This window comes from Actinomycetota bacterium (assembly GCA_035697485.1).
Taxonomy (GTDB): Bacteria; Actinomycetota; UBA4738; order UBA4738; family HRBIN12; genus JAOUEA01.
Map to the genome: position 1 here is coordinate 19,838 of DASSCU010000005.1, position 24,064 is coordinate 43,901.

Annotated in this window: 22 protein-coding genes; 9 read left to right on the top strand and 13 right to left on the bottom strand. The window is 69.4% G+C overall.

What is annotated here, in order from left to right; translation table 11 throughout:
- Position 1 precedes the first annotated feature (1 nt).
- The 3 genes from VFI59_00475 to lepB are packed head-to-tail and all read left to right on the top strand — an operon-like array spanning position 2 to position 2,560.
- Complete coding sequence (locus VFI59_00475) at positions 2–784, top strand: ABC transporter permease (protein ID HET6712176.1); 783 nt, start codon at positions 2–4, stop codon at positions 782–784.
- Positions 785–800: 16 nt separating this feature from the next.
- Positions 801–1,901, top strand: coding sequence for an ABC transporter ATP-binding protein (locus tag VFI59_00480; GenBank protein ID HET6712177.1), 1,101 nt, complete (start codon positions 801–803; stop codon positions 1,899–1,901).
- Positions 1,898–2,560 carry a signal peptidase I gene (lepB, locus tag VFI59_00485; protein HET6712178.1) on the top strand — a complete coding sequence of 221 codons (663 nt, stop codon included), beginning with the start codon at positions 1,898–1,900 and terminating at the stop codon, positions 2,558–2,560. Before VFI59_00480 ends, lepB begins: the two co-directional genes overlap by 4 nt.
- Here lepB and VFI59_00490 read toward each other — a convergent pair.
- Entirely contained in the window at positions 2,557–4,983 is a 2,427-nt protein-coding gene (locus VFI59_00490; protein ID HET6712179.1) for an HAD-IC family P-type ATPase, read from the bottom strand. The genes lepB and VFI59_00490 overlap by 4 nt on opposite strands.
- A gap of 32 nt (positions 4,984–5,015) precedes the next feature.
- Between VFI59_00490 and VFI59_00495 the strand changes: the two genes are divergently transcribed.
- Positions 5,016–5,432, top strand: coding sequence for a DUF1232 domain-containing protein (locus tag VFI59_00495; protein ID HET6712180.1), 417 nt, complete (start codon positions 5,016–5,018; stop codon positions 5,430–5,432).
- Here the strand turns inward: VFI59_00495 and VFI59_00500 are convergent.
- On the bottom strand, positions 5,422–5,781 hold the full coding sequence (locus tag VFI59_00500) for a hypothetical protein (GenBank protein ID HET6712181.1): 360 nt from the start codon (positions 5,779–5,781) through the stop codon (positions 5,422–5,424). The two genes, VFI59_00495 and VFI59_00500, sit on opposite strands and share 11 nt — an antisense overlap.
- Before the next feature lie 45 nt (positions 5,782–5,826).
- Here VFI59_00500 and VFI59_00505 point away from each other — a divergent pair, with 45 nt between their 5' ends.
- Both VFI59_00505 and VFI59_00510 read left to right on the top strand, forming a co-directional pair.
- Positions 5,827–6,288, top strand: a complete 462-nt coding sequence (locus VFI59_00505) for a hypothetical protein (protein ID HET6712182.1) — start codon at positions 5,827–5,829, stop codon at positions 6,286–6,288.
- Positions 6,281–7,474, top strand: a complete 1,194-nt coding sequence (locus tag VFI59_00510; GenBank protein ID HET6712183.1) for a low temperature requirement protein A — start codon at positions 6,281–6,283, stop codon at positions 7,472–7,474. Before VFI59_00505 ends, VFI59_00510 begins: the two co-directional genes overlap by 8 nt.
- Positions 7,475–7,487: 13 nt before the next feature.
- Here the strand turns inward: VFI59_00510 and VFI59_00515 are convergent, their stop codons facing one another.
- The 10 genes from VFI59_00515 to VFI59_00560 form a co-directional block, all read right to left on the bottom strand.
- On the bottom strand, positions 7,488–9,989 hold the full coding sequence (locus VFI59_00515) for an amidohydrolase family protein (protein HET6712184.1): 2,502 nt from the start codon (positions 9,987–9,989) through the stop codon (positions 7,488–7,490).
- A complete protein-coding gene (locus tag VFI59_00520) occupies positions 9,986–11,602 on the bottom strand; it encodes a sugar ABC transporter ATP-binding protein (protein ID HET6712185.1) in 1,617 nt (538 codons plus the stop codon). The genes VFI59_00515 and VFI59_00520 overlap by 4 nt, the downstream gene beginning before the upstream one ends.
- Complete coding sequence (locus VFI59_00525; GenBank protein HET6712186.1) at positions 11,599–12,879, bottom strand: substrate-binding domain-containing protein; 1,281 nt, start codon at positions 12,877–12,879, stop codon at positions 11,599–11,601. The genes VFI59_00520 and VFI59_00525 overlap by 4 nt, the downstream gene beginning before the upstream one ends.
- Positions 12,880–12,965: 86 nt before the next feature.
- The gene (locus tag VFI59_00530; GenBank protein HET6712187.1) at positions 12,966–14,045 is read right to left on the bottom strand and encodes an ABC transporter permease; all 1,080 of its coding nucleotides are present in this window, start codon (positions 14,043–14,045) and stop codon (positions 12,966–12,968) included.
- Positions 14,042–15,334: an amidohydrolase family protein gene (locus tag VFI59_00535; protein HET6712188.1), complete on the bottom strand. Its 1,293-nt coding sequence runs from the start codon at positions 15,332–15,334 to the stop codon at positions 14,042–14,044. The genes VFI59_00530 and VFI59_00535 overlap by 4 nt, the downstream gene beginning before the upstream one ends.
- The gene (locus tag VFI59_00540; GenBank protein ID HET6712189.1) at positions 15,331–16,320 is read right to left on the bottom strand and encodes an alpha-ketoacid dehydrogenase subunit beta; all 990 of its coding nucleotides are present in this window, start codon (positions 16,318–16,320) and stop codon (positions 15,331–15,333) included. The genes VFI59_00535 and VFI59_00540 overlap by 4 nt, the downstream gene beginning before the upstream one ends.
- Positions 16,308–17,261 (bottom strand): thiamine pyrophosphate-dependent dehydrogenase E1 component subunit alpha, encoded by a 954-nt coding sequence (locus VFI59_00545; protein HET6712190.1) that lies wholly within the window; start codon positions 17,259–17,261, stop codon positions 16,308–16,310. Before VFI59_00545 ends, VFI59_00540 begins: the two co-directional genes overlap by 13 nt.
- 109 nt (positions 17,262–17,370) lie before the next feature.
- Positions 17,371–18,624: a Xaa-Pro peptidase family protein gene (locus VFI59_00550; GenBank protein HET6712191.1), complete on the bottom strand. Its 1,254-nt coding sequence runs from the start codon at positions 18,622–18,624 to the stop codon at positions 17,371–17,373.
- A gap of 13 nt (positions 18,625–18,637) precedes the next feature.
- Positions 18,638–19,537, bottom strand: coding sequence for a cupin domain-containing protein (locus tag VFI59_00555; protein HET6712192.1), 900 nt, complete (start codon positions 19,535–19,537; stop codon positions 18,638–18,640).
- Between the two features lie 14 nt (positions 19,538–19,551).
- Complete coding sequence (locus VFI59_00560; protein HET6712193.1) at positions 19,552–20,439, bottom strand: NAD(P)-dependent oxidoreductase; 888 nt, start codon at positions 20,437–20,439, stop codon at positions 19,552–19,554.
- A gap of 125 nt (positions 20,440–20,564) precedes the next feature.
- Between VFI59_00560 and VFI59_00565 the strand changes: the two genes are divergently transcribed.
- Both VFI59_00565 and VFI59_00570 read left to right on the top strand, forming a co-directional pair.
- Entirely contained in the window at positions 20,565–21,257 is a 693-nt protein-coding gene (locus tag VFI59_00565; GenBank protein HET6712194.1) for an SDR family oxidoreductase, read from the top strand.
- Positions 21,257–21,892, top strand: coding sequence for a helix-turn-helix domain-containing protein (locus VFI59_00570; protein HET6712195.1), 636 nt, complete (start codon positions 21,257–21,259; stop codon positions 21,890–21,892). Before VFI59_00565 ends, VFI59_00570 begins: the two co-directional genes overlap by 1 nt.
- 12 nt (positions 21,893–21,904) lie before the next feature.
- On the opposite strand, the gene VFI59_00575 is transcribed toward VFI59_00570, so the two are convergent.
- Positions 21,905–23,290 (bottom strand): CCA tRNA nucleotidyltransferase, encoded by a 1,386-nt coding sequence (locus tag VFI59_00575; GenBank protein HET6712196.1) that lies wholly within the window; start codon positions 23,288–23,290, stop codon positions 21,905–21,907.
- 202 nt (positions 23,291–23,492) lie between these two features.
- Here VFI59_00575 and VFI59_00580 point away from each other — a divergent pair, with 202 nt between their 5' ends.
- Positions 23,493–23,879, top strand: coding sequence for a hypothetical protein (locus tag VFI59_00580; GenBank protein ID HET6712197.1), 387 nt, complete (start codon positions 23,493–23,495; stop codon positions 23,877–23,879).
- Positions 23,880–24,064 lie beyond the last annotated feature (185 nt).

Below are 24,064 nucleotides of genomic sequence, written 5' to 3' on the forward strand. Positions count from 1 at the left end.
GATGCGAACGCGCACGCCGCTTCCTCTCTGGATCTTCGCCGGTGTCGGCATGGTCTTCGTGACGCTCCCCCTGGTCGCGCTGTTGCTTCGCGCACCCTGGGACGACGTCGCGACCTCGCTGCAGGGCGCGGGTGCCGGCGAGGCCCTGCGCCTGTCGATCGTCGTCTCGCTCACGGCGACCGGGCTCTCCCTCCTGCTCGGGGTGCCGCTCGCCTGGGTCCTGGCTCGTTCCCGGATGCCGGGTCGCTCTCTGCTGCGTGCGATCGTCGTGTTGCCGGTCGTGCTGCCGCCGGTCGTCGGGGGCATCAGCCTCCTCGCGGCCCTGGGCAGGGGCGGGGTCGTGGGCCGCTGGCTCTACTCGACGTTCGATCTGCAGCTCACGTTCACGACGTGGGGAGCGATCCTGGCGACCACGTTCGTCTCGATGCCCCTCGTCGTGCTCGCGACCGAGGCAGGCCTGCGCTCGATCGACCGGCGGTACGAGCACGCGGCGGCGGCGCTCGGGGCGAGGCCTCGATACACGATCCGGCGCGTCGTGCTGCCGATGCTCGGACCGCAGCTCGCAGCTGGAGCGGTGCTCGCGTGGGCGCGCGCCCTGGGCGAGTTCGGCGCCACGATCACGTTCGCCGGCAACCTCGCCGGGCGGACCCAGACGCTGCCGCTCGCCGTCTACGAAGCGCGCCTGACCGACCCAGGCGGAGCGATCTTCCTGTCCCTCATCCTGGTTGCGCTGTCGATCGGCGTGCTCGTGGCGATGCGCGATCGCATCACCCAGGCACGCTGACCATGGGGATGCCCGCGTGACATTGCATGCCGACATCACCGCGCGACGGGCTGGCTTCGAGGTCGCGGTCGCCCTCGACGTCGCCGACGGCGAGACCCTGGCCCTGCTGGGTCCGAACGGGGCCGGCAAGTCGACCGTGGTCGATGCGCTGATCGGCACGCTCGAGCTCGCCGAGGGGGCGATCGTGGTCGACGGCGAGCGGGTCGACCGGCTGCCCCCGGAGCAACGCCCGATCGGCGTGTGCTTCCAGGACGATCTGCTCTTCCCGAAGCTCTCGGCGCTCGAGAACGTGGCGTTCCCGCTCCGCGCGAGGAAGATCCCGAAGGTGGAGGCGCGGCGGCGGGCGGCCGCACTCCTCGAAGATCTGGCCCCCTCGGTCGCACCTGCGACCCTGCCGGATTCGCTCTCCGGCGGCGAGCGACAGCGTGTGGCCCTGGCTCGGGCACTCGTTCCCGAGCCGCGGCTGCTGCTGCTCGACGAGCCGTTCGCGAACGTCGACGTCTCGGCCCGGCCCGGCCTGCGGGCGCTCGTCCGCGAGATCGCCCGAGCCTTCGGCGGCGCGACGGTGCTGATCGCGCACGAACCGCTCGACGCGCTCACCCTCGCCGACCGTGTGGCGTTGCTCGAGGCCGGGCGCATCACGCAGACGGGCACGCCCGACGAGATCCGGGCCGCTCCCTCATCGCACTACGCCGCCGACCTCGTCGGAGTGAACCTGTTCGTGGGCGCCCTGGAGCCCCTCGGCGACGGCGCGGCGACGCTGCGCACGCGCGACGGGGCGATCACGGTCTCGCCGGAGGAAGCGGTGGTCACCGGCACACCGGCGATCGCCAGCCTGAAGCCGATCGACGTCTCCCTGCATGCGCGTGAGCCGGAGGGCTCGGCCCGCAACGTCTTCCGGGGAACGATCGAGGAGATCGCCGACGACGGGGACCGGGCTCGTCTGCGCCTCGACACTCGGCCTCCGCTGACGGCCGAGGTGACCAGCGGGTCGGTCGCCCGCATGGGGCTGCGCACCGGTGACGAGATCTGGGCGAGCTTCAAGGCCGTTGAGGTGTCGTTGCAGTTCGAGGATGCCGATGCCGCGGAGCCCCCAACCGGTACCCTTGGTCGGTGAAGACGACGGAACGCGAGTCACTCGAGGCTCCCGAGCCGAACGGCGCGCAGAAGCACGCCCCGAAGAAGCACCGCAACCCCGTCACGCAGTTCCTGGGCGAGTTGCCGGGGCTCATCGTGATGGCGTTCGTGCTGGCGTTACTGATCAAGACGTTCCTCGTGCAGGCGTTCTACATCCCCTCGGGGTCGATGGAGCCGACGCTCGTGCCGGGCGACCGCGTGCTGGTGCTGAAGGTCCCCTACTACTTCAGCGAGCCCGACCGAGGCGACATCATCGTCTTCGAGGATCCCGATCCGAGCGGCGTGCCCGATCGCGGGCTCGTTGGTGGGTTCTTCCACTGGATGTTCGAGGGCCTCGGGGTGCAGCGCCCCGACAGCGAGGACTTCATCAAGCGAGTGATCGGCACGCCCGGTGACACGGTGTGGGGCAAGGACGGCCAGGTCTACGTCAACGGTGAGCCGATCGACGAGCCGTACCTCACCCAACCCACCGACGACTTCAAGAAGGACACGGTGCCCGAGGGGAAGCTCTTCGTGATGGGCGACAACCGTGGAAACTCGCTCGACTCTCGCTTCTCGCTGGGCATGGTCCCGATCGACAACGTGATCGGCAAGGCCGAGGTCATCATCTGGCCGCCGGGCGACCTGAGCCTCATCTAGTCCAGCCGAGACGACTTGTCACGCGAGTCGTCGGTGGTGCCGCCGGCGATCAGCACGTCGCGAGCCCGGGGACCGACGGGCGCCTCCCCCGGCACGAACAGGCGGGCGAACGACCAGACGATCGCCGCGATACCGAACCCCGCGAGCCATACCATCAGCGGCGGGGGATCGAGCGCGAAGAACGTCTCGGTCGGCCCCCACGTGAGCGCGACGATGAACATCCCCGCCATCGTCCAGATCAGGGCCAGCCTCGCCCTGGTCAGCGGCGCCGAGAGGATCGTCAGCACCAGCAATCCGATCCACGTCAGCACCATGACCGCGGTCGTCTGCGCCTCCATCAGCGTGACGCCCGGCTCCTCGCGCGCGAGCCCGTAGGCGAGCAGGGTCGCGATCGACGCGAGCGTGCCGGTCGGGATCGCGAACCGCAGCACCCGGCGCACGAACCCGGGGCGGAACCGGTCGGTGTTGGGCGCGAGCGCCAGGAAGAACGACGGGATGCCGATCGTCACGGCCCCGATCAGCGTCAGGTGCCGCGGCAGGAACGGGAAGACGAACCCGAGCACCCCAGTCGCGAGGGAGATCAGCATCGCGTACACGGTCTTGTTCAGGTAGAGCCCGCTCGTGCGTTCGATGTTCCCGAGCACCCGACGGCCCTCGGCGACCACCGGCGGCAGCGAGTCGAACGTCGAGTCGAGGAGCACCAGTTGTGCCACGGCCCGGGTGGCGTCGCTACCCGAGCCCATCGCGACGCCGATGTCGGCGTCCTTCAGCGCGAGGGCATCGTTCACGCCGTCGCCGGTCATCGCGACCGTATGCCCTCGGGACTGCAGGGCCTGCACCATCGAGCGCTTCTGCTGCGGCGTGACCCGGCCGAATACCGAGTGCGACTCGAGCACCTCGGCCAGATCGCCCTGGCCTTCGGGGAGCTCGCGGGCGTCGATCGGCTCGTCAGCGCCCTCGAGCCCGAGCTGGCCGGCGATCGCCCCGACCGTTCGGGGGTCGTCTCCGGAGATCACCTTCACGGTCACGTCCTGTTCCCGGAAGTAGCGGAGCGTGTCGGCCGCGTCGGGACGCGGTCGGTCGCCGAGCACGACGAGTCCCGCAGGCTCGAGGTCGGCCGGAAGCCGCTCGTCGGTCAGCGCTTGTGCGTGGGCCACGAGCAGCACTCGGTGACCCTGGTCGGCGATGACCCGCACGCGGTCACGCAGCTCGTCGGCTCCGTCGACCGCCGTCAGCATCACGTCGGGGGCGCCGAGGAACCATGCACCCTGCCCCTCGAACGCCGAGGCGCTCCACTTCCGCGACGACGAGAACGGCACTCCATCGGTGGCCCGCCATCCCGAGGGCTCGGGGAAGCGCTCCGCGATCGCGTTCGTCGTGGCGTTGGGCGAGGGATCCGCAGCGGCCAGAGCAGCGAGCACCGTCTCGATGCCGGTCTCGTCGCCGTCGAGCGGCTCGACCTCTTGTACCGCGAGCTTCCCCTCAGTGAGCGTGCCGGTCTTGTCGATGCAGAGCACGTCGATGCGAGCGAGACCCTCGACGGCGGGGAGCTCCTGGACGAGCACCTTGCGCTGGGCGAGCCGCACGACGGCGACGGCGAACGCGAGCGACGTCAAGAGCACGAGGCCTTCCGGCACCATCGCGACCGTGCCGGCGACCGCCCCCGACATCGCCTCGCGCCAGTCGCCTCGAGCCCGGATCTGACTGAAGAACAGCAGCGCGGCGGTCGGCACGATCGCCCATGTCACGTACGTGAGGATCGTGTCGATGCCGGAACGAAGCTCCGACCGGGTGAGGGTGAACCGGCGGGCGTCCTCGGCCAGCTGCACCGCGTAGGCCTCGGCTCCGACCTTGGTGGCGCGGTACCGCCCCGCACCCGCGGCGACGAAGGACCCGCTCAGCACCTCGTCGGCCGGCGACTTCTCCACGGCGTCCGATTCACCGGTGAGCAGCGACTCATCGACCTCGAGACCCCGGCTCGCGAGCACCTCCCCGTCGACGACGATCTCCGAACCGGCGCCGAGGTCGAGCACGTCGTCGAGCACCACGTCGCCGACCGCGACCTCGTGCAGGTCGCCGTCGCGGACCACGCGGGCCTTCGGCGCGGTGAGCAGCGTGAGCCGATCGAGGGTGCGCTTGGCGCGCAGCTCCTGCACGATGCCGATGCCGGCGTTCGCGATCAGCACGATGCCGAACAGGGCATCCTGCAGCGGCCCAACCACGAGGATGATCGCAAGCATCGCGCCGAGGATCGCGTTGAACCGTGTGAAGACGTTGGCCCGCACGATCTGGGCGACCGTGCGCGTGGGAGCGGCGGGCACGTCGTTGACTTCCCCGCGCGCGACGCGCTCCGCGACCTCTGCGGACGAGAGCCCACGTTCGGGGTCGACGTGTGGCGCCTCGGCGGTCGTGGTCGCGGCCATGTCCGCCGAGCGTAGCGGGCTAGGCTGCCAAGGTGCGGAACCTGTTGATCGCGATCGCCGTCGTGGCCCTCCTCTGGGTGGTCGCGATCGCGGCGCTCTGGGTCTTCGGGCGGAAGGTCGCCGCGAAGCAGCTCGCACGCGCGATCCCCGACCTCGTGCGACTGTGCCGCGGGCTCATGAGGGACGATCGGGTGCCGTTCGGGTCGAAGGTGCTGGTAGGCGCCGCGCTCGTGTGGCTGCTCTCGCCGATCGACCTCGTGCCCGAGTTCATCCCGCTGCTCGGTCCGCTCGACGACGTGATCGTGGTCGGCCTGGTGTTGCGGCACTTGATCAAGCGGGCCGGGCCCGACGTCGTGCAGGAACACTGGCAGGGCGATCCCCGGTTGCTGCGGACGACCCTGCGCCTGGCGGGTCTCCGCCGATCCGAGATGCCGCCGCTCAACGGTTGACGAACGGAAGCTCGACGAATCGCGGGGGCCGCCGGACGTTCGCGATCTGCTCGAGCGCGGAGGCGAAGCGGAGCAGCGTCGACTCCTGCCAGGCGCGGGCCATGAACGACATCCCGATCGGCACGCCTCCGGCGACCCCGCTGGCACGGTGATGTGCGGGATAGCCCGCCGCGTCGGAGGGACCGGCGGCTCCGTTCCCGTTGGCGGGATCGTCGCTCCCACGCAGGTTGATCACCCAGGCCCGTCGGAAGGAAGGTGACACATCCTCGACATCGAAGACCTCCTCCAGATCGCACGGCAGGAAGTCACGAGGTCGCTCACGGACTCGGAACGTCGTCAGTATCTGCACACCGACACCTGTTCCGTTAGACGACGCCGAGCTACGCTCGCGCCGATGCCCGAAGGACACGCTGACGAACGGGAGTGGGCGGTCGACCTGTTCAACGAAACCTGGTCGCTGCTCGAGACCGACGACCGTACACGTGAGCAGGACGAGCGCATGATCCACGCTGCCCACGGGTCGCGACTGCACTGGGAAGCGGCCGGCACCGCCGAGAACATGGCCGTCGGCGACTGGCTCTGCTCTCGCGTCTATGCGGTCCTCGGTCGGGCCGAGCCGGCCATGTACCACGCCCGCTGGTGCCTGTCGCGCGCCGAGACGGAGCGACTCGCCGATTGGGTGCGGGCCGAGGGGCATGAGGCGATCGCACGAGCGCACACCCTCCAGGGTGAGCTCGACGATGCCCTCTGGCACGCTGCCGAGGCACGGACGATCTGTGACGCGATCGACGACGCCGAAGACCGGGAAGTCGTGCTCGCCGACCTCGCGACCCTGCCCATCGACCGAGATGCCTGAGCTGATCCGTCCCGCGCCGATGCGGGAGTTCGACGAGGAGGAGCGCACGGCCACCTGGCTCGAGCTCTTCTTCGATCTCTGCTTCGTGGCAGCGGTAGCGGCCCTCGCCCAAGGGCTGCACGCCGATCCGACCCTGCGGGGGCTCTGGCACTTCGCGGCGTTGTTCGTGCCCGTGTGGTGGGCGTGGATGCAGTTCACATGGTTCGCGACCGCGTGGGACAACGACGATCTGGTGCACCGGCTCGGGATGCTGACCGCGATGCTGATCGTGATCGTGCTCGCGGCCGGCATCCCGCGGGTCTACGAGGGCAACGACCGACTCTTCGTGTTCGCGTACGCGGGCATGCAAGCGGTCCTGGTGTTGATGTTCGCGAGGGTGCTGCCGCACGCGGGCGAAGCCCGAGGATTCGCGCGCGCGTACCTGACGGGCGACGCGATCGGCGGGCTGGTGATGCTCTCGTCGATGCTCGTGGAGGCGCCGACGAGGTACTGGGTCTGGGCGCTCGCGCTGCTGGTGCTCATGGCGACGCCCGTCTTCGCGGTGCGCGCGTTCGAGGGTCAGGCGTTCGATGCCAGGCACGTACCGGAGCGCTACGGGCTGTTCACGATCATCGTGCTCGGCGAGAGCGTGATCGCCGTCGCCGCGAGCCTCGGCGACGTGCGCCTCGACGGAGGAGCGATCGCTTCGGCCCTCCTGGGCTTCGCGATCGCCTCCGCGATCTGGTGGAGCTATTTCGAGACCGTCTCTTCCACCTCGCTGTCGCGCGATCGGATGCTCGATTCCTTCCTCTGGGGGTACGGACACCTGTTCGGCTTCGCGGGCATCGCCGCGGCCGCGATCGGTGTCGAGCTCGCGATCGAAGCCGGAGCGGCGGGCGATCACGGCCTCGCCCTCGCGACGCGCCTGATGCTCTGCGGCGGAGTGGCGGCATTCCTCGTGTCGCTCGGTGCCGTGCACCTCGCCGAGCACGGCGCCCGCGACCGAGGCATGGCTCAGCGGGCGATCGCCATCCTCGCCCTGCTCGTACTGACGGCGGTCGGCCGGGGCTGGCCGCCCGCCTTGATGGTCGGAACGACGTTCGTCGTGCTAGTCGTGTCCGTCGTGCTCGACGTCGCCGAGCACGGCGGCAAGGGGCTGGCCGCCGACCACGGGCCCGACGACGATCGGGTGCCACCGACGCCGTAGCGGCACGACGAGCTCAGATGCTCGGGGATCTGAAGCCGGACTTCGCGATCACGTGATCCCTCGATTCTGCAGATAGGCGTTTCAGCGAAGGCCAGTCGACGTGGAGCAACTCGCCGTGGCGCTTCATCACCCGGCCGGCGATCAGCACCGTGTCGACGTTGCCCGTGTCCATGCCGGCCACGACCGCCGTGGCGGGGTCGTTGAGCGGGGTCACGTTGATCCGGTCGGTGCGCAGCATGATCACGTCGGCGAACTTCCCCGGGGTCAAACTGCCCGTGATCGACTCGAGCCCGTTCGCCTTGGCTCCCTCGATCGTGGCGCAGGCCAGCACCTCCCTGGTCGTGAGCGCGGTGCTGCCCTCAGCCGTCGCGATCGCACGCTGCAGCGCGAGCACCGAGCGCATCTGGTTGAACATGTCGCCCGGCACGTTGGTCTCGACGTCGACGCTCAGGCTCGGGCGCAGACCCCGGTCGAGGAACTTCTGGATCGGCGGCATGCCATGGCCCATCATCATCTCCACCGGGGAGGCGAGGGAGACGGTGCCGCCGCTGTCGACGATCATCTGGAGCTCGGTGTCGTTCAGGGTCGTGCAGTGGATGTAGGTGGTGTCTGGTCCGAGCAGGCCCGCTTCCCCGAACTCCTGGACCTTCCCGTCGCGCCCGTAGGAACCCACGCCGACGTGCGTCGTGATGCGGGCCCCGGTCTCCCGGGCGAGCTTCCAGTGGTCACGGGTGACCTCGAAGTCGGTGAACTCCGGGCCGGGGGCCGCGAGGGCGAGCGAGAGCAGCTGATCCTTCGTCGCGAAGTGCTCGTTCGCCGCACGCACGAACCAGCTCGGCTGCCGCTCCTCCCACTTCCCCCACCAGGGGAACCCGTAGGCGAACACCGCGCGCAGCCCCGAGTCCTTGAGCGCCTGGACCACGGCGTCGGTGTGCGCCGGCGACCCTTGGATGTGCGACCAGTCCAGAAGGGTCGTGACGCCGGCATCGATCGCGCCCATCGCCGAGAGCAGGTCGCCAACGTACGAGTCCTCGGGACGGTACGCGGGCGCGAGCTTGTGCAACACGTAGGAGATGTAGCTGGATCGCCCCTCGAGCGGGACGTCGGTCCCGATGTTGCGCAGCAGGCCCTCCCAGATGTGCCGATGCGTATCCACGAACCCGGGCATCACGATCATGCCGGTCGCGTCGATCACCTCGGCGTCGGCGATCGGACCGATGCCGGGGCGAACCTCGACGATGCGGTCTCCCTCGATCAGCACGTCGGCGGTCGCGAACTCGCCCACGTGAGGATCGAGGCTCAGCACGGTGCCACCCGCGATGACCTTCGTCCCGGTCGGCGTGACGCGGAAGTCCACGCCTGAGGGATACAGGTCGGGGATCTCCGCCTGCTTCGGAGGCCGGCTCCCGATCGCGAGACGGCGCGCGCGTTTGTAGTTCCGCTTCACGAGCTCCTTCAGGTCGCCGAGCTGGAAGAGCACGATGCCCAGCAGCACGAGGACGCCGATGATGATCAGGCCGTGTTCAGCACTCAGTCCGAGGAACGGCAGGGCGCTGATGATGAGCGCGAGGAGCACCGACGCGACGAGTGCGCCGAGGAACGTCGCCCGCCCACCCGAGAGCGCCGCGCCGCCCAGCACCGCGGCGGTGATGCTGTTCAGGGCGTAGCTGTCGCCGATCGCCGCGTTCCCGATGCCGGACCGCGTCATCACGAAGAACGCCGCGACGGTGGCGAAGATCGCCGACAGCAGGAGCGCACGCACGCGGACCCACTTCGTGCGGACCCCGTTGCGCTTGGCGGAGACATCGTCGAAACCCGTCGCTCGCAGCTGCAGGCCCTGACCCGTCGCGTGGAGCCAGTAGTCGAGCACCGCTGCCACGACGATGCAGACGACGAAGATGATCGGCATCGGGCCGAGGCCGGTGCGCAGCCACTCCGTGAAGTCGCGGTTGATGATGCCCCCGGGCGTCTCGCGCAACGTGAGCGAGATGCCGTTGAGGATGCTGAGCGTGGCGAGCGTGGCGATGATCGATGGGATCTTCAGACCGACGACGAGGACGGCGTTCACCGCCCCCACGGCGAGAGCGCAGAGGAACACCGCCCCGGCCCCGAGCAGGATCTGGGACGTGGTCGTGTCGGGCCCGATCAGGAACGAGGCGACCACGACGCCGATCGTGACCATCGCTCCCACCGACAGGTCGAGGTATCCGACGAGCAGTGCGTGCGTCTGTCCCATCGCGACCATCGCGAGCGGCGCGGCGAGGATCAGGATGTTCGTGACGTTCGAGGTATTGATGAAGCCCTCGAACCGGGAGGTCGTGTACCCGGCGACCGCGGCGATCAGAAGGAGCTGGAGCACCACCGGCATCCAGAGCCGGAAGCGGACGATCTTGCGCCACTTGTTCTTGTCTCGGGCGTCGCGAAGCACCTTGCGGACCGCGATCCTCGCTGTGTCGACGGTCGTGGCGCCGGAGCTCGGACCACCGGGTGGTCTCGTGCCCGCCTGCGTGCTCACCCGGCGCCACCGCCTGCGTGTCCGCCACCGTCACCGGAGGACGACTTCGGCATCGCGACGCCGAGCGGGGACCGTCCCGCGCGCGACATGCCCGGGCCGCGGACGATCGCCTCGACGATGCGCAGCTCGTCGAGCTCGTCGCCCGGGATCTCCTCGACGATCGTGCCGCGCGACATCACGAGCACCCGGTCGCAGAGGCCGCTCAGCTCGATCGGGTCGCTCGACTTCACGAGGATCGCGGTGCCGGCGTTGCTGCGCGAGCGCAGCGCCGCGTAGATGTCGAAGCGGGAGCCGACATCCACCCCCTGGGTCGGCTCGTACGCGAGGATCACGGCAGGCTCACGGAGGAACGTTCGGGAGACGGCGACCTTCTGCTGGTTGCCGCCGGAGAGGAACCCGACCGGCTGCTCCAGCGAGGGCGTGCGGATCTCGAGTCGGTCGACGAGCTCCTGCACGGTCGCTCGCTCCTTGCGGCGGCGCAGGAACCCGAACACGCCGAACCGCTTCAGCGACTGGAGCGTGGCGTTCACTCGCACGCCGAGTACCGGCATCAAGGCTTCGTGCTTGCGATCGCCGGGAAGCATCATGATGCCCGCGCGCACGGCTTCGTGCGTCGAGATCAGCATCAGCTCGTCGTCGTGGCAGACGACCCTGCCCGCGCGCGGCGGCTGGCGTCCGGCGAGGCAGTCGAAGAGCTGCGGTTGCCCATTCCCTTCGGCGCCCGCGACGCCGACCACCTCCCCGCTCTCGAGGGTGAAGCTCACGGGACCGAACGATTGACCCTGCAGCCCGTCGACCACCAATACGTCGTTGCGTACGGCGCTCTCGGGCGCAGACGGCGGGAAGGCGGCCTCGAAGGCGCGACCGACGATCAGATCGACCAGCTCGTGCTCGCTCGTCGTCGAGGCGTCGAAGGTCCCCTGGTTCGTGCCGTCACGCAGGACCGTGATGCGGTCGGCGATCTCGAGGACCTCGGGCAGGCGGTGGCTCACGTAGACGACGCCCACGCCCCGCTCGCGGCAGGCGGCGAGGGTCCGATGCAGCGCCTCGACCTCGTGCGGGCCGAGCGCCGTGGTCGGCTCGTCGAGGAGCAGCACCTTCGGGTCGGTCACGAGTGCCTTCGCGACCTCGAAGAGCTGACGGTCGGCCAGGGTGAGCATGCCGGCCGGAGCATCGGGGAACAGCTCGATGTCGAGATCGAAGCCCGCGAGGACCGAGCGAGCCCACTTCTTGCGCCGCCAGAAGCGCGGGCGCTGCTCTGGCGGCGCGGAGAGGTAGAGGTTGTTCTTGACGGGTTGCGCGAGGATCAGCGAGGTGTCCTGGTAGGCCATCGCGAGCCCCAGCGCCCGCGCCTGTGCGGGCGAGTCCCGGCGCAGCCGCTTCCCGCCGATCGTGACCGTGCCGCGGTCGGGATCGACGGCGCCGCTCGCGATCCCGAGGAGGGTGGATTTGCCCGAACCGTTCTCGCCGACGATCGCATGCACCTCGCCGGCGCGGCAGTCGACGCTGACACCGCTCAGCGCCCGAACGGCGCCGAACTGACGGGAGACGCCCCGGAGCTCGAGCACGAGCTCCGGGGCCGTCGACCGTTCGTCGAGAGGGCGGTGGTTCATCCCTCCGGGTACATCTGGGCGAGCACCTCGTCGGGCACCAGGCTGGTGCCCGACACCGTGGGCGTCACCCGGTCGGGATCGCAATTGTCCGCGGTGACCTCACGCATCACGTGCGGCACCACGATCTCGGCGGGGATCTCCGCGCCTTGGAGCTTCAGCATCGCCGCGGTCACGGCGACCCGCGACTGGAAGTTGCCGCCGGCCGAGAAGAAGATCTTGTAGCTCGGCTCGTTGCGTTCCACCCAGTCGCAGAACAGCGTCTGCTCGTCGGTACGGACCACGACCGTGATGTCCTTCACGGGGACGTCGAGCTCCTCGTACGCGTCGAGCGCGGTGTACATGCCGTCGGCGTACTCGTAGGCATACCCCTTGATGTCGGGGTCCTTCGACAACCACCCGAGTACGGACTGCAGGGCGAAGTCGTTCACCCAGTAAGTGTCCGCGGGAGGACCGACGGGCTTGACCCCGCTGTCCAACGCGGGCTGCATGCACCTCTGCCAGCCCGCCGAGAGCGCGTTGCCGGGCGTGCCGCCCATGATCCCGATCTTGCCGTTGCCGACCTCGGTGTTGAGGACGTCGGCGAAGCTCTCGCCAAGGGCGCACAGGTCCTCGCCCACGATCGCTGTGTAGTCCTCGCCGGGCACCAGGGCACCTTCGTCACCCGGGAGTCCGACCCACCCCGCGGAATACGGGATGTAGGGGATACCGGCGGCCTCGGCCTCGAGGATCGCGCCGGCGATGTTCGTGCCCTGGTCGGGGTACCCGATGATGAAGTCCACCCCACGCTGGATCAGGAAGCGGATGTCCGCCTCAGCGACCGCGGGGTCCTCGTCCCACTGGGCGTCACGGGAGACGATCGTGCCGATCTCCGGGTACGTGAGCGCCTGGAGGATCGCCTCCATGTGCGTGACCTGACGCCACACGTTCCCACGGCCGCCGTCGGCGACGCCCATGATCATCTCGCCGCCGCTGCCCGTGTCGCACTCGACGTTGTTCCAGCACTCGAGCGCCGTGTCGATCGTGGCCTGGTCGAGATCCTGATCGGCACGGGCGATCGACGCGAGGACGACGTCGGGCACGTCCTCGACGGGTCCCAGCGCCTTCTCCACCAGCGCCGGATCGGCGTCGACGCTCTCCCCGTACTCCGACAGCTCGCTCCCGGCCGCGCTGGCCGTAGCGGTGTCGGTGCTGCCTTGCGCGTCGCCGCCGTCGTCGCTGCACGCCGCGACCAGCAGCGTGAACGCGAGGACGACACCGACGAACCTGAACCGTTGCATACGCCTCCTCCCCCTCCCTCCTTGGCCGCTGTCTCCTTGACCCGAGCTCGGCTCGGGTGCCGCCCGTTGGAGCGGTCCCCCCTCCCTCATTCGCTACCCCCTTCATCCGTTCTCTCGCCCGTCGTGCCGGCGCTCAGCGCCGCCGGCACATCCGGATGTCTCCGCTCACGGAGTACCTGCTCGACCCCGCGGATGATCCGGTCGCCCGACACCAGCATGCCGCCGACGATCACGAGCCCGAAGACGACGAACTGCAGGGCGGTGGACAGCCCCATCACGCGCATCATCTGGTTGAGGCCCGCGAGGAAGAACGCGCCCGCCCATGTCGAGAGCGGGCTCGCCAATCCTCCGGTCAGTGATGCGCCGCCGATCACGACCGCCGCGATCGGTCCGAGCAGGTACGGCACACCGAGACTGGTGCTGGGCGTCTTGAGGAACGCGGCGAGCAAGATCGCGGCTGCCGCGTAGAACATCGCCGCGATCACGTACGCGGCCACCTGGTTGAGGTTCACGCGCAAGCCGGCGATCCAACTCGCCACGGGGTTCGCGCCGACGACCTGGAACCGCCGACCCGGCGTGGTGAACCGGAAGATCACGATCAGTGCCGCGGTGAGCACAACGCCGACCCAGAACGTCCGCGTCACGCCGAGGAACCGCGTCGACGTCCACTCCGAGAGTCCCGAAGGCACCGGCGTCTGGATCGCGACACCCGTGTAGTAGCGGAAGGCGAGGCCGCTCACGATCTGGCCCACGGCGAGCGTGACGATCAGCGCGTTGAGCCCCAGGCCTCCGATCAGGATGCCGTTCACGAGACCGACGAGAGCTGCGGCGAGCAGAGCGGCGCCGATCGCCGTCCAGATGCGCTCGTCGGACGCGTCGCCGACCCCGACCACGAGTACCGCCGCAAGGGTGACGGTGCCCGGCACACTGAGGTCGATGCCGCCCGTCATGATCACGAGCATCTGGCCGAGCGCGGCGATCGCGAGGAACGTGCCGAACGGCGCGATCGCTCGCAACGACGGCGCGCGCAGGGTCGCTGGCGCCCAGATCGCCGCGACGACGATCAGCAGCAGGATCGCGATGTACACGGGCATGTATCGCGACGCGACGACGAACGACGTAACGGCCGAGGAAGGGGCTCGGCGGGTCACGGCGGTGGTGCTCATCGTTCGACCCCCGTGTTCAGAGCCATGCCCGCGGCCACCGCGACGCGCTCGCGCGCCTCGGTCGCGATCGTGCCCGCAGCCGCGACGTCGGCCTCGAGGTCGCCGCCGCGCAGGACCGTCCGTCCGCCGACGAGCACGCGGTCGATGTTCGACGTGTCCATGCCCCACACGACCGCGCCGATCGGGTCGTTGATCGGCCAGATGTTCGGGCGGTCGGTCCGAAGCACGATCAGGTCGGCCTGCATACCGGGCTCGAGGGAGCCCGTCACACCGGCCAGGCCGGTCGCGCGCGCGCCTTCGAGGGTCGCAGAGCGGATCACGTCGCGCGTGCTCATCAGGCGCGGAAGCGATCCCTTGCCCATGAGCTTGCGGTCGAAGACCGTCGCGTGCTGCAGCGAGATCGTCTCGCGCATCTGGGCGAACATGTCGCCCGGGGCCACGCGCTCGAGATCGATCCCCAGCCCGGGCCGGAGGTCACGGTCCATGAGCTCCTGGATCGGCGGCGCGCCGTGCCCGGTGGCCATCTCGCTCGACGGCGTGACCACGACCGACGCTCCCGACGCCGCGATCGCGGCGATGTCGGTCTCGTCGAGCGCCGTATGGTGCACGAGCGTGACGTCATCGCGGAGGAGTCCTCGCTCGGCGAGCGCGGCGACCCACCCACAGCCCGGCGCGTCGGCCCCAACGTGCGCATGGATGCGCAGGCCCAGCTCGCGGGCGAGCGACCACTCGCTCTTGATGCGATCGAGGTCGATCTGCCCGGAGCCGAAGGCGACCGTGGTCGTGGGTCCCGCCCCCTCGAGCAGACGGGTGAAGAGCTCACGGGTCGGGGGCTCGAGCGAGGCGGGCACGACCACCGTGCGCATCCCGGAGTCCGCATGGGCGCGCAGCAGCGCGTCGCCCGACGCATCGTCGAGCGGGAGGTCGCACCAGTCCACGACCGTCGTGATGCCCGCTTCCGCCGCGCCCAACAGGCCGACGAGCGCGGCGGCGTAGACGTCGTCGGGCGAGTAATGGTGGCGCACGTCGGCCGTGAGCTTCCGCGTGTTCCCGCCACGCTCGCCGAGGTTGCGGAAGAGCGATGTCCACGAGTGTCGATGGGCATCGACGAATCCCGGCATCACGATCGCGTCGGTCGTATCGACCACCTCGGCATCGCGGGCGTGCAGCCCGCGGCCGACGTCGGTCACGATGCCGTCATCGACCACGACGTCACCCTCGACGAGGTTGGACGACTTGGCACCCAGCGTGAGGACACAGCCACCGCGGAGGTGGAGCCTTCCGCTCACGCACCGCCTCCGCTCTCGACGGACTTGCAGACCGTCTCGTAGATCCGGTCGACCGACGGCAACGCGAGATCCTCGAGCGAGGCCGCCGCAGGCAGCGGGATGTGTGGCGTCGTGATGCGGATACTCGGGCCATCGAGGTTCCAGAAGCCTTCCTCAGCGACGATCGATACGAGCTCGGCACCCCAACCGCACAGCCGGGGGTTCTCCTCGACGGTGAAGAACCGGCCGGTCTTCTCGACCGACGAGAGCAGGGTGCGCGTGTCGAGCGGCACGAGCGTGCGCACGTCGATCACGTCTGCCGAGATGCCGTCCTGCTGCAGCCGTTCGGCGGCGTCGAGCGTGCGCGGGACCATCGACGCGAGCGCCGCGATCGTGACGTCGGTGCCCTCGCGCAGGACCTTCGCCGTGCCGAGCTCCGCGACGATCTCGCCGTCTGGGATCTCGGCCTTCGTGCCCATGAGGGCCTTGTGCTCGAAGAAAACGACCGGATCGGGATCCCTGATCGAGGCTGCCATGAGCCCGACGACGTCCTCGGGGGTCGACGGCGCGACGACCTTGAGGCCCGGGATCATCATCGCCCAGTTCTCCACACTCTGGGAGTGCTGCGCGCCGAAGCGGACGCCGCCGCCGTTCGCTGTCCGGATCACGAGCGGGAAGCTCACCTGGCCGTTCGTCATGTACCGGCTCTTCGCGATCTCGTTCGCGACGATATCCCAGCAGACCGCCAGGAAGTCGCTGAACATGATCTCGGCGATCACGGGTACGCCGGTCATCGCCGCCCCCATCGCCGCGCCCAGGATCGCCTGCTCCGAGATCGGCGTGTCGCGGACCCGGTCGGGACCGAACTCGTCGAGCAGCCCGACCGTGGTCTTGAAGACCCCGCCGGCGGCCGCGATGTCCTCGCCCAGTATCACGAGGCTCGAGTCGCGCCGCATCTCCTGGGCGATGCCGTAAGCGACGGCCTCGCGGTACGTCAGTTCCGCCATCGCGACCCTCCGTCGGCGTAGACCTCGGTCAAGAGCGACCCCTCGTCGGGCTCGGCGCCGGCCTTCGCGAACTCGGTGGCGACGTCGATCGCCTGGGCCACCTCTTCCTGGATCGATTCGAGTCGCTCCTCCTCCACGCCGAGCGAGAGCAGGCGTGCGTGGTAGAGCGGGATCGGATCGCGCTCGGCCCAGGCGCCGACCTCTTCCGGCGGGCGGTACTTCCCCGGATCGGCCCGCGAATGGCCGCCCGACCGGTACGTGATCGCCTCGATCAGCGAGGGGCCACCGCCCGAACGAGCCCGTTCGACCGCGTCGCGGGCGGCGAGGTGCACGGCGTCGGGATCGTTGCCGTCGATCATGATCTCCTCGAGGCCGTAGGCCGCGGCCCGGCCCGCCGCGGGATGTTCGACCGCGGTGACGACGTCGATCGGCGTGTACTCCATATAGAGGTTGTTCTCGCAGACGAAGACCGTCGGCAGGCTCCAGACCTTGGCCATGTTGAGGGCCTCGTGGAACGCGCCGATGTTCGTGGTGCCGTCGCCGAAGAACGCCACCGCCACCTGGTCGGTGCCGCGCATCAGTGCCGACCAGGCGGCGCCGTTCGCGGTGCACAGGTGCGCTCCGATGATCGCGTAGGAGCCCATCATGCCTTTCGATGCGTCGGTGAGATGCATCGAGCCGCCCTTGCCGCCGAGGATGCCGTTCTCCCGGCCGAGCAGCTCGGCCATCGCAGCGCCCGGATCCATGCCGCGCGCGAGCGAGTGCGCATGGCCCCGATACGAAGCGAACGTGTAGTCGTCGGGCTGTAGCGCCGCGCCGAAGCCGGTGGCGACCGCCTCCTGACCCAGCGAGAGGTGGGTCGTGCCCTTCACGAGGTTCTGCAGGAACAGGTCGTGGGCCCGCTTGCCGAACCCGCGCAGCTCGTGCAGCGTGCGGTACATGCCGATACGTACGTCGAGATCGATCGGCGCCTCGGCGAGCGAGTGGTCGATCGGCGCGGGGAGGCGAGGCTCCCGCAGGGCGTAGTCGTACCGGTCATCGATGTGGGTCTCAGTACTCATTGGCGACCATCAGCTCCTCGCAGGGGAACAGGGTGATGACCTTGCACCCGTCGGCGGTCACGACGACCTCTTCCTCTATACGCGCGGCGGACCGTCCGTCGGCGGCAGGGGCGTACGTTTCGAGGGCGAAGAGCATGCCCTCCTGGATCTCCACCGGCGTCTCGAGCGAGTTCAGCCGGCTGATGATCGGGCGTTCATGCAGGCCGACGCCCACGCCGTGGCCGAACTGCAGGCCGAAGGCGTCCATCTCGTCCGTGAAGCCGAACTCCTCGGCGCGCGGCCAGACCTTCGCGATCTGATCGGTCGTGGTGCCGGGTCGCACGAGGTCGACCGCGGAGTCCATCCACTCGCGCGAGCGCTTGAAGGCGTCGCGCTGGGCCTGCGTCGCGCGGCCGACGACGAACGTGCGGTAGTAGCAGGTCCGGTACCCGTTGAAGACATGGATGATGTCGAAGTACGCCTGGTCGCCCGGCCGGATGATGCGGTCACTGAACACGTGCGGATGCGGGCTGCAGCGTTCCCCCGCGATCGAGTTGACCGCCTCGACGAACTCCGAGCCCATCTCGAACAGGCGAGCGTGGACGAGTCCAACGACGTCGGACTCCCGCACGCCAGGCTTCAGCATCTCGAAGATGTCCTGGTAGACGCCGTCGACCATCGCGCACGCCTGCGTCAGCAGCACGATCTCGTCGGGGCTCTTGATCTCACGGGCGCGCATCATCGCCTGTTGGCCGTCGACGACCCGCAGCCCGCCCTCCTGCAGCGCGAGGAGCACGGCGGTCTCGGCGAGGTCGACGCCGAGCTTGTCGTTCGCGACGCCGGCCTCCTCGAGGGCCGCCTTGATCTCGCGCACCGCGCGCGCATGCAGGCCCGTCTCGGGACCGATCGCGCCCTGCAGCCCGGTGTTTCCCCCCACGGAATTCTCCGTGTCGTACATGTGCGGGAGCTGCAGGCGGTGAGCCTTCGCGGCGGAGCCGAAGTCCCAGATCTTGGGCCGGCCCTCGCGCGTGACGAGCGCCCACCGTTCCCCCTTGTTGAACGCCCAGTAGCCGATCTGGGTCGCGGTCGCGTACCGGATGTTGGACGTCTCGAACAGCAGGACCGCGCCGAGATCGAACTCCTCCAACATCCGGTGCACGCGGTCGAGGCGGTACCGGCGAAGGCGTTCGAAGTCGACCCGCATCTCCCAGTCGACTCCCATGACCCCCGGTGCCGGGCTGGTCGCTACGGGGAACTCGTCCATCGCGTGCTCCTCCTCATGGTGTGCGAGCGGAAGCCTCGTCGGCGAACGCCTGGTCGAGGTAGGACCAGTCACGAGCGAATCGGTATGAGTGGCGGCCCGGGGGCTGCGGGGCCTGGGTCTCGAGCCAGCGGACGCGGCCATCGCCGGCGTTGCGGAACTCGTGCACGCACCCGACCCCGGCCCACGCGACATCACCGGGAGCGAGGTGGTAGGTCTCGCCATCGAAGACACCGTCGACCTCGCCGTCGAGGATCAAGTACGCCTCCTCGAGCGGATGGTCGTGGGGACCCGCGAAACCGTCGGGCTCGTACTGCACCATGAACATCGTCGAGAGGTCAGCGCCGAGGTCGGAGTCGACCATCATCTTCACGGTGATGCCGCTGTACACGAGCAAGGCGGTCCGCATGCTCGCGCTGACGGCGAGCCGATCCTGCGTCTGCATCGCCGGGTCCATCGACTCGGCGTCGATGTGTCCGTACGAGCGGGTGCGCGGATCACGCACGTCGATCCTGCGCGCCGGTCCGGCCGCGAGTTGCCCCGACGGGAAGCGCGTGTCGAAGCGGAACCGCTCCCGCGGCAGCGGGGCCTTCATCTCCGCGAAGCTCGCAACCGCGTCGGACGTGTTACGGAACGCGTGCGTGACGCCGAGGGGGAGCAGCCCGTAGTCCCCGGGCACGAGCTCGACGCTCCCCTCCCGCGTGTCGATCGTGAGCGAGCCCTCGATCACGTAGATCGACTCCTCGAACGAGTGGACGTGCGCCGCGACGTTGCCACCCGCCTCGAGCCGCGCGACGCGGAACCCCATCTGCACGCCGCCGCTCGGCTCGTCGACGATCGAATCACCGGAATAGCCCTCGCTCCGTCCTTCGAACCCCGCAGGGGTGGCGTACACGAGCTCATCCGTCGTCCTCACGATATGTGCCGACATCAGCCCTCGCCCTCTCGCAGGAAGACAGCGATCTGGCTCAGGTCGCGTTCGCCGTAACCGGCGGCGATCGCGCTCCGCACGACCTCGAGCGAGGTCAGCGCCTGTCGCATCGGCGCACCCACGCGCTCGCCGAGCCCGGTGATCAGCTCCAGATCCTTCGCGACGAGATCGAGGCTGAACGCGACGGGGGCGGTATCGGGATGCTCGTAGGCCTCCCGCTTGTACTGCACGAACGGAGCGGCAGCCGCGCCGCTCGCAAAGACCTCGTAGGCGATCTCGCGGTCGACGCCGGCGCGTTCGGCGAGTACGAGCGCCTCGGAGAGCGCCACGTTCAGGCCATGCACCAGGTCGTTCACCGCGAGCTTCGTGGCGGCGCCCGCACCCCGACCGCCCACGTGGATCACCCTGGAGGCGAGCGCGTCGAGCACCGGACGGACCCGATCGAGCAGCTCCGGCTCGCCTCCGACCATGATCGTGAGCGCGCCGGCCTCGACCGTGCTCACGCTCCCGGAGACGGGACCGTCGAGGAACCCGGCGCCGGTGGCGTCGACGGCTGCCCCTACCTGCTCGATCGTCCGTGGATCGACCGTGCTCGTGTCGACGGCGACGGATCCTGCGCCGATGCCCTCGACGACGCCGTCGGGTCCGAGGAAGACCCGCTCGAGGGCGGCGTCGTCTGCGAGGCTCGTGACGACCACCTCGGCCTTCGCCGCCTCGGCCGGCGACGATGCGACCGTCGCGCCGATGGCGTCAGCCACAGGCCCGGCCTTCGAGCGATCACGGTTCCACACACGCATGTCGAAGCCGGCACGGCTGAGTGTCGTGGCCATCGCGGCGCCCATGCGCCCGGTGCCGATCACTGCGACTGTTCCGACGTTCGCCCCCACCGTTCAGCGACACTACACACATCGCGGGGTCCGCGCTAGGCAGTCGGCGTGTCGTTCAACCCGGCTGCACAGTTCGGTGGTATCTAGTAGTGTCGGCCTGCCGTCGACCAAGGAGGCCGATCGAGATGCCCGACGGGTTGGTGTTGGTGGTGGGTGGCACGGCCGGCCTCGGCCGCGAGATCGCTGCCCACTACGCCGAACGAGGCGAACGGGTCATCGTCACCGGGCGCGACACCGACCGAGCGAGCGCGCTCGCCGCCGAGATCGGCGAGCACGTCACCGGACTGGGCTTCGATCTCAGCAAGCCCGAATCGGTCGACGCGGCGCTGGCCGACGTGGGCCCGGTCTCCAGGCTCGTGCTGGCGGCGATCGCCCGCGACAACAACCCGGTGCGCGAGTACAACATCGCGCAGGCGATCGACCTCACGACGATGAAGCTCGTCGGCTATACCGCCACGGTCCACGTGCTGCTCGATCGGCTCGCCGACGACTCTGCGGTGGTGCTGTTCGGAGGCCGGGCGAAGGATCGTCCCTACCCCGGCTCGACCACCGTGACGACCGTCAACGGCGGCATCAGCAGCCTGATCCGCACGCTCGCGATCGAGCTCGCGCCGATCCGGTTCAACGCGATCCATCCCGGCATCGTCGGGGACAGCCCGTTCTGGCAGGGCAAGCCGTTGGACGCGGTCGTGGCCCGCACCCCCACGGGGCGCCTCTCGACGATGGCCGAGGTGGTCGACGCCACCGTGTTCCTGCTCGAGAATCGGGCGGTGAACGGGGTGAACCTCTACGTCGACGGCGGTTGGATGCTGATGTGATGCGCGAGACCGCCGCCCACAGCGAACCCGAGGCGCTCGACGCGATCGGCCACCGCCTGCGGGAGGAACGCGTTCGGGCGGGCCTCAGCCAGCGTGAGCTGGCGCGCCGGGTCGGTCTCTCCGCGAGCCTGATCTCGCAACTGGAGAGCGGGCAGTCCCGGCCGTCGGTCGGCACGCTGTACTCGATCGTCACGGAGCTCGGCGTCTCGCTCGACCGGGTGATCAGGGGTGGAGACTTCCGGGAACCCGACGGCTCCGGCGAGATCGATCCCGCTCACCGCTCTCCGGTCGTACACCCCGGGGAACGGCCGGCGATCGATCTCGACTCCGGCGTGCGCTGGGAGGAACTCGCGGCCGAGCAAGAGGGCGTCGACTTCCTGATCGCGATCTACGAGGTGGGCGGCGCGTCCACCCCCGACCGGTCCCTGATCCGCCACAACGGCCGGGAGTACGGATACGTGATCAACGGCACGTTGAGCGTGCAGATCGGGTTCTCCGAGCACCGGCTGCATCCGGGGGACTCGATCGCCTTCGACTCGACCACCCCGCATCGTCTGTTCAACTCGGGCGACGTGCCCGTCGAGGCGATCTGGTTCGTGGTGGGACGCGGCGACGAGGCCCACGGCCACGAGTGACCACGTGGGACGTCAGCGCAACCCGCGCTGCCGCGCCCAATCGTCGAGGAACGCCTCAGCCTCGTCCTCGGGGATCGGGCCCCGCTCGAGACGCAGCTCCATCAGGAAGTCGAGCGCCTGGCCCACGACGGGACCCGGCTCGAGGCCGAGGCGATCCATCACCTGCTTCCCGTCGAGCGGCGGGCGCAGCGCGTCGAGGTTCTCCTGCTCGGCGAGGCGAGCGATGCGTTCCTCGAGGTCGTCCTGCAGTGTCTGGAACTTCGCGGCGCGCCGCTCGTTGCGCGTCGTCACGTCGGCGCGGGTCAGCTGGTTCAACTTGTCGAGCAGCGAACCGGCGTCGCGCACGTAGCGCCGTACGGCGGCGTCGCTCCACCCCTCCCCGTACCCATGGAAGCGTAGGTGCATCTCGACGAGCTTCCTCACGTCGTCGGCGACGTGGTTCGGATAGCGCAACTCGCGAAGGCGCTTGTCGGCCATGCGGGCGCCGACCACCTCGTGGTGGTGGAACTGCACGCCCTCGGCGGTGATCTGCCGGGTGGCAGGCTTGCCGATGTCATGCAGCAGGGCCGCGAGCCGCAGCACCTCGTCGGCTTCGCAGTTCTCGACGACGGCGTACGTGTGGCGCAGCACGTCCTTGTGCTGATGCACTGGGTCCTGCTCGAGCTCGAGCGCGGCGAGCTCGGGCAGGAACGTGTCGGCGAGCTTCGTGGAGACGAGCAGAGCCAGGCCCTTCGAGGGATGCGCTCCCATCAGCAGCTTCGAGAGCTCCTCACCGATGCGCTCGGCCGAGACGATCTCCATGCGATCCCGCATCTCGACGATCGCCGCCAGGAGACGAGGGGCAGGCTCCACGTCGAGCTGGGAGACGAACCGGGCCGCGCGGAGCATGCGGAGGGGGTCGTCACCGAACGACAGCTGCGGCTCGAGCGGCGTGTCGAGGAACTTGGCCGCGAGGTGGCGCACGCCACCGTGCGGATCGACGAGGTCGCCGTCGGGGAGTCGCACCGCCATCGCGTTGATCGTGAAGTCTCGACGGGACAGGTCGGTCTCGACGTCGTCGCCGAACGTCACCGTCGGCTTGCGGTGCTCGGGCGCGTAGACCTCCTGGCGGAACGTCGTGATCTCGAGCCGCTCGCCGTCCTTGAGGACGCCGACCGTGCCGAACTTCACGCCGACCAGGTAGCGGCGCTCCGCCCAGCCCCGCAGGATGCGGGTCGTCTCGTCGGGGTGCGCGCTGGTGGTGAAGTCGAGGTCGGGCGAAGGCCGGCCGAGGACCAGGTCGCGCACGCTGCCGCCCACGAGGAAGAGCTCGTGCCCCGCATCGGCGAACCGCACGCCGAGCTCCTTGGCGATGGCGGGAACGTCGAGCACGGCGCCGGAAGCGGTCTGGTCGGCCATGTCGGCCCGAGCTTACCCCGGGGGTCGAGCCGGCCGGGTTGGCTCCTGCTTGCGCGCCGGCTCGGCAGGGACCTCCGTCTTCTCGCTGGCGGAACTACGGAGGTCCTTGACGAATGCCGGCGCGGAACCGCCGACACCCACCGTCGCCCGCCCGCCGAGGACTCCCGCGTGCGCCACGTCCCCGCGCTACCGTGACCGGGCGATGCCCACCTGGCTCGGATTCATCTGGACCTCGCCGAACACGCTGATCGGCCTCGTGCTCGGGCTGCTCACGTTCCAGCTGCCGACGGTTCGCGACGGAGCGCTGATCTTCGACCGAACGCCGCGGGGACTCACCTGGCTGATGCCGCGGCTGAACCGAACCGCGATGACCGTGGGCTTCGTGATCCTGTCGTCGCGGCCGGTGACCGGGCGACTCCTCGCGCACGAGCGCTGGCACATCCGCCAGTTCTGCGCGTGGGGACCGCTGTTCATCCCCGTGTACTTCCTGCTCGCGATCCCTTACGGGTATCGTCGACATCCGATGGAGGTCCGGGCGCAGGTCGCGGCCGGGGAACGCGCGCCGGCCCGGCCGGATCTCACGCACTAGTCCGTATTGGACTAGACGGGACACCCAGTAGGTTGACGGACCGACAGCGACGCGAACGGACGGAAGAGATCACCGCGCCGACGGTCGCGGCGGCGAGCCCACGATCACACCGACACCAGGGCCACCCGCGGACCCACGCGGCCGGACCGGTGCACGGACATATCGGCTCCTCCCTCTCCCGCAGA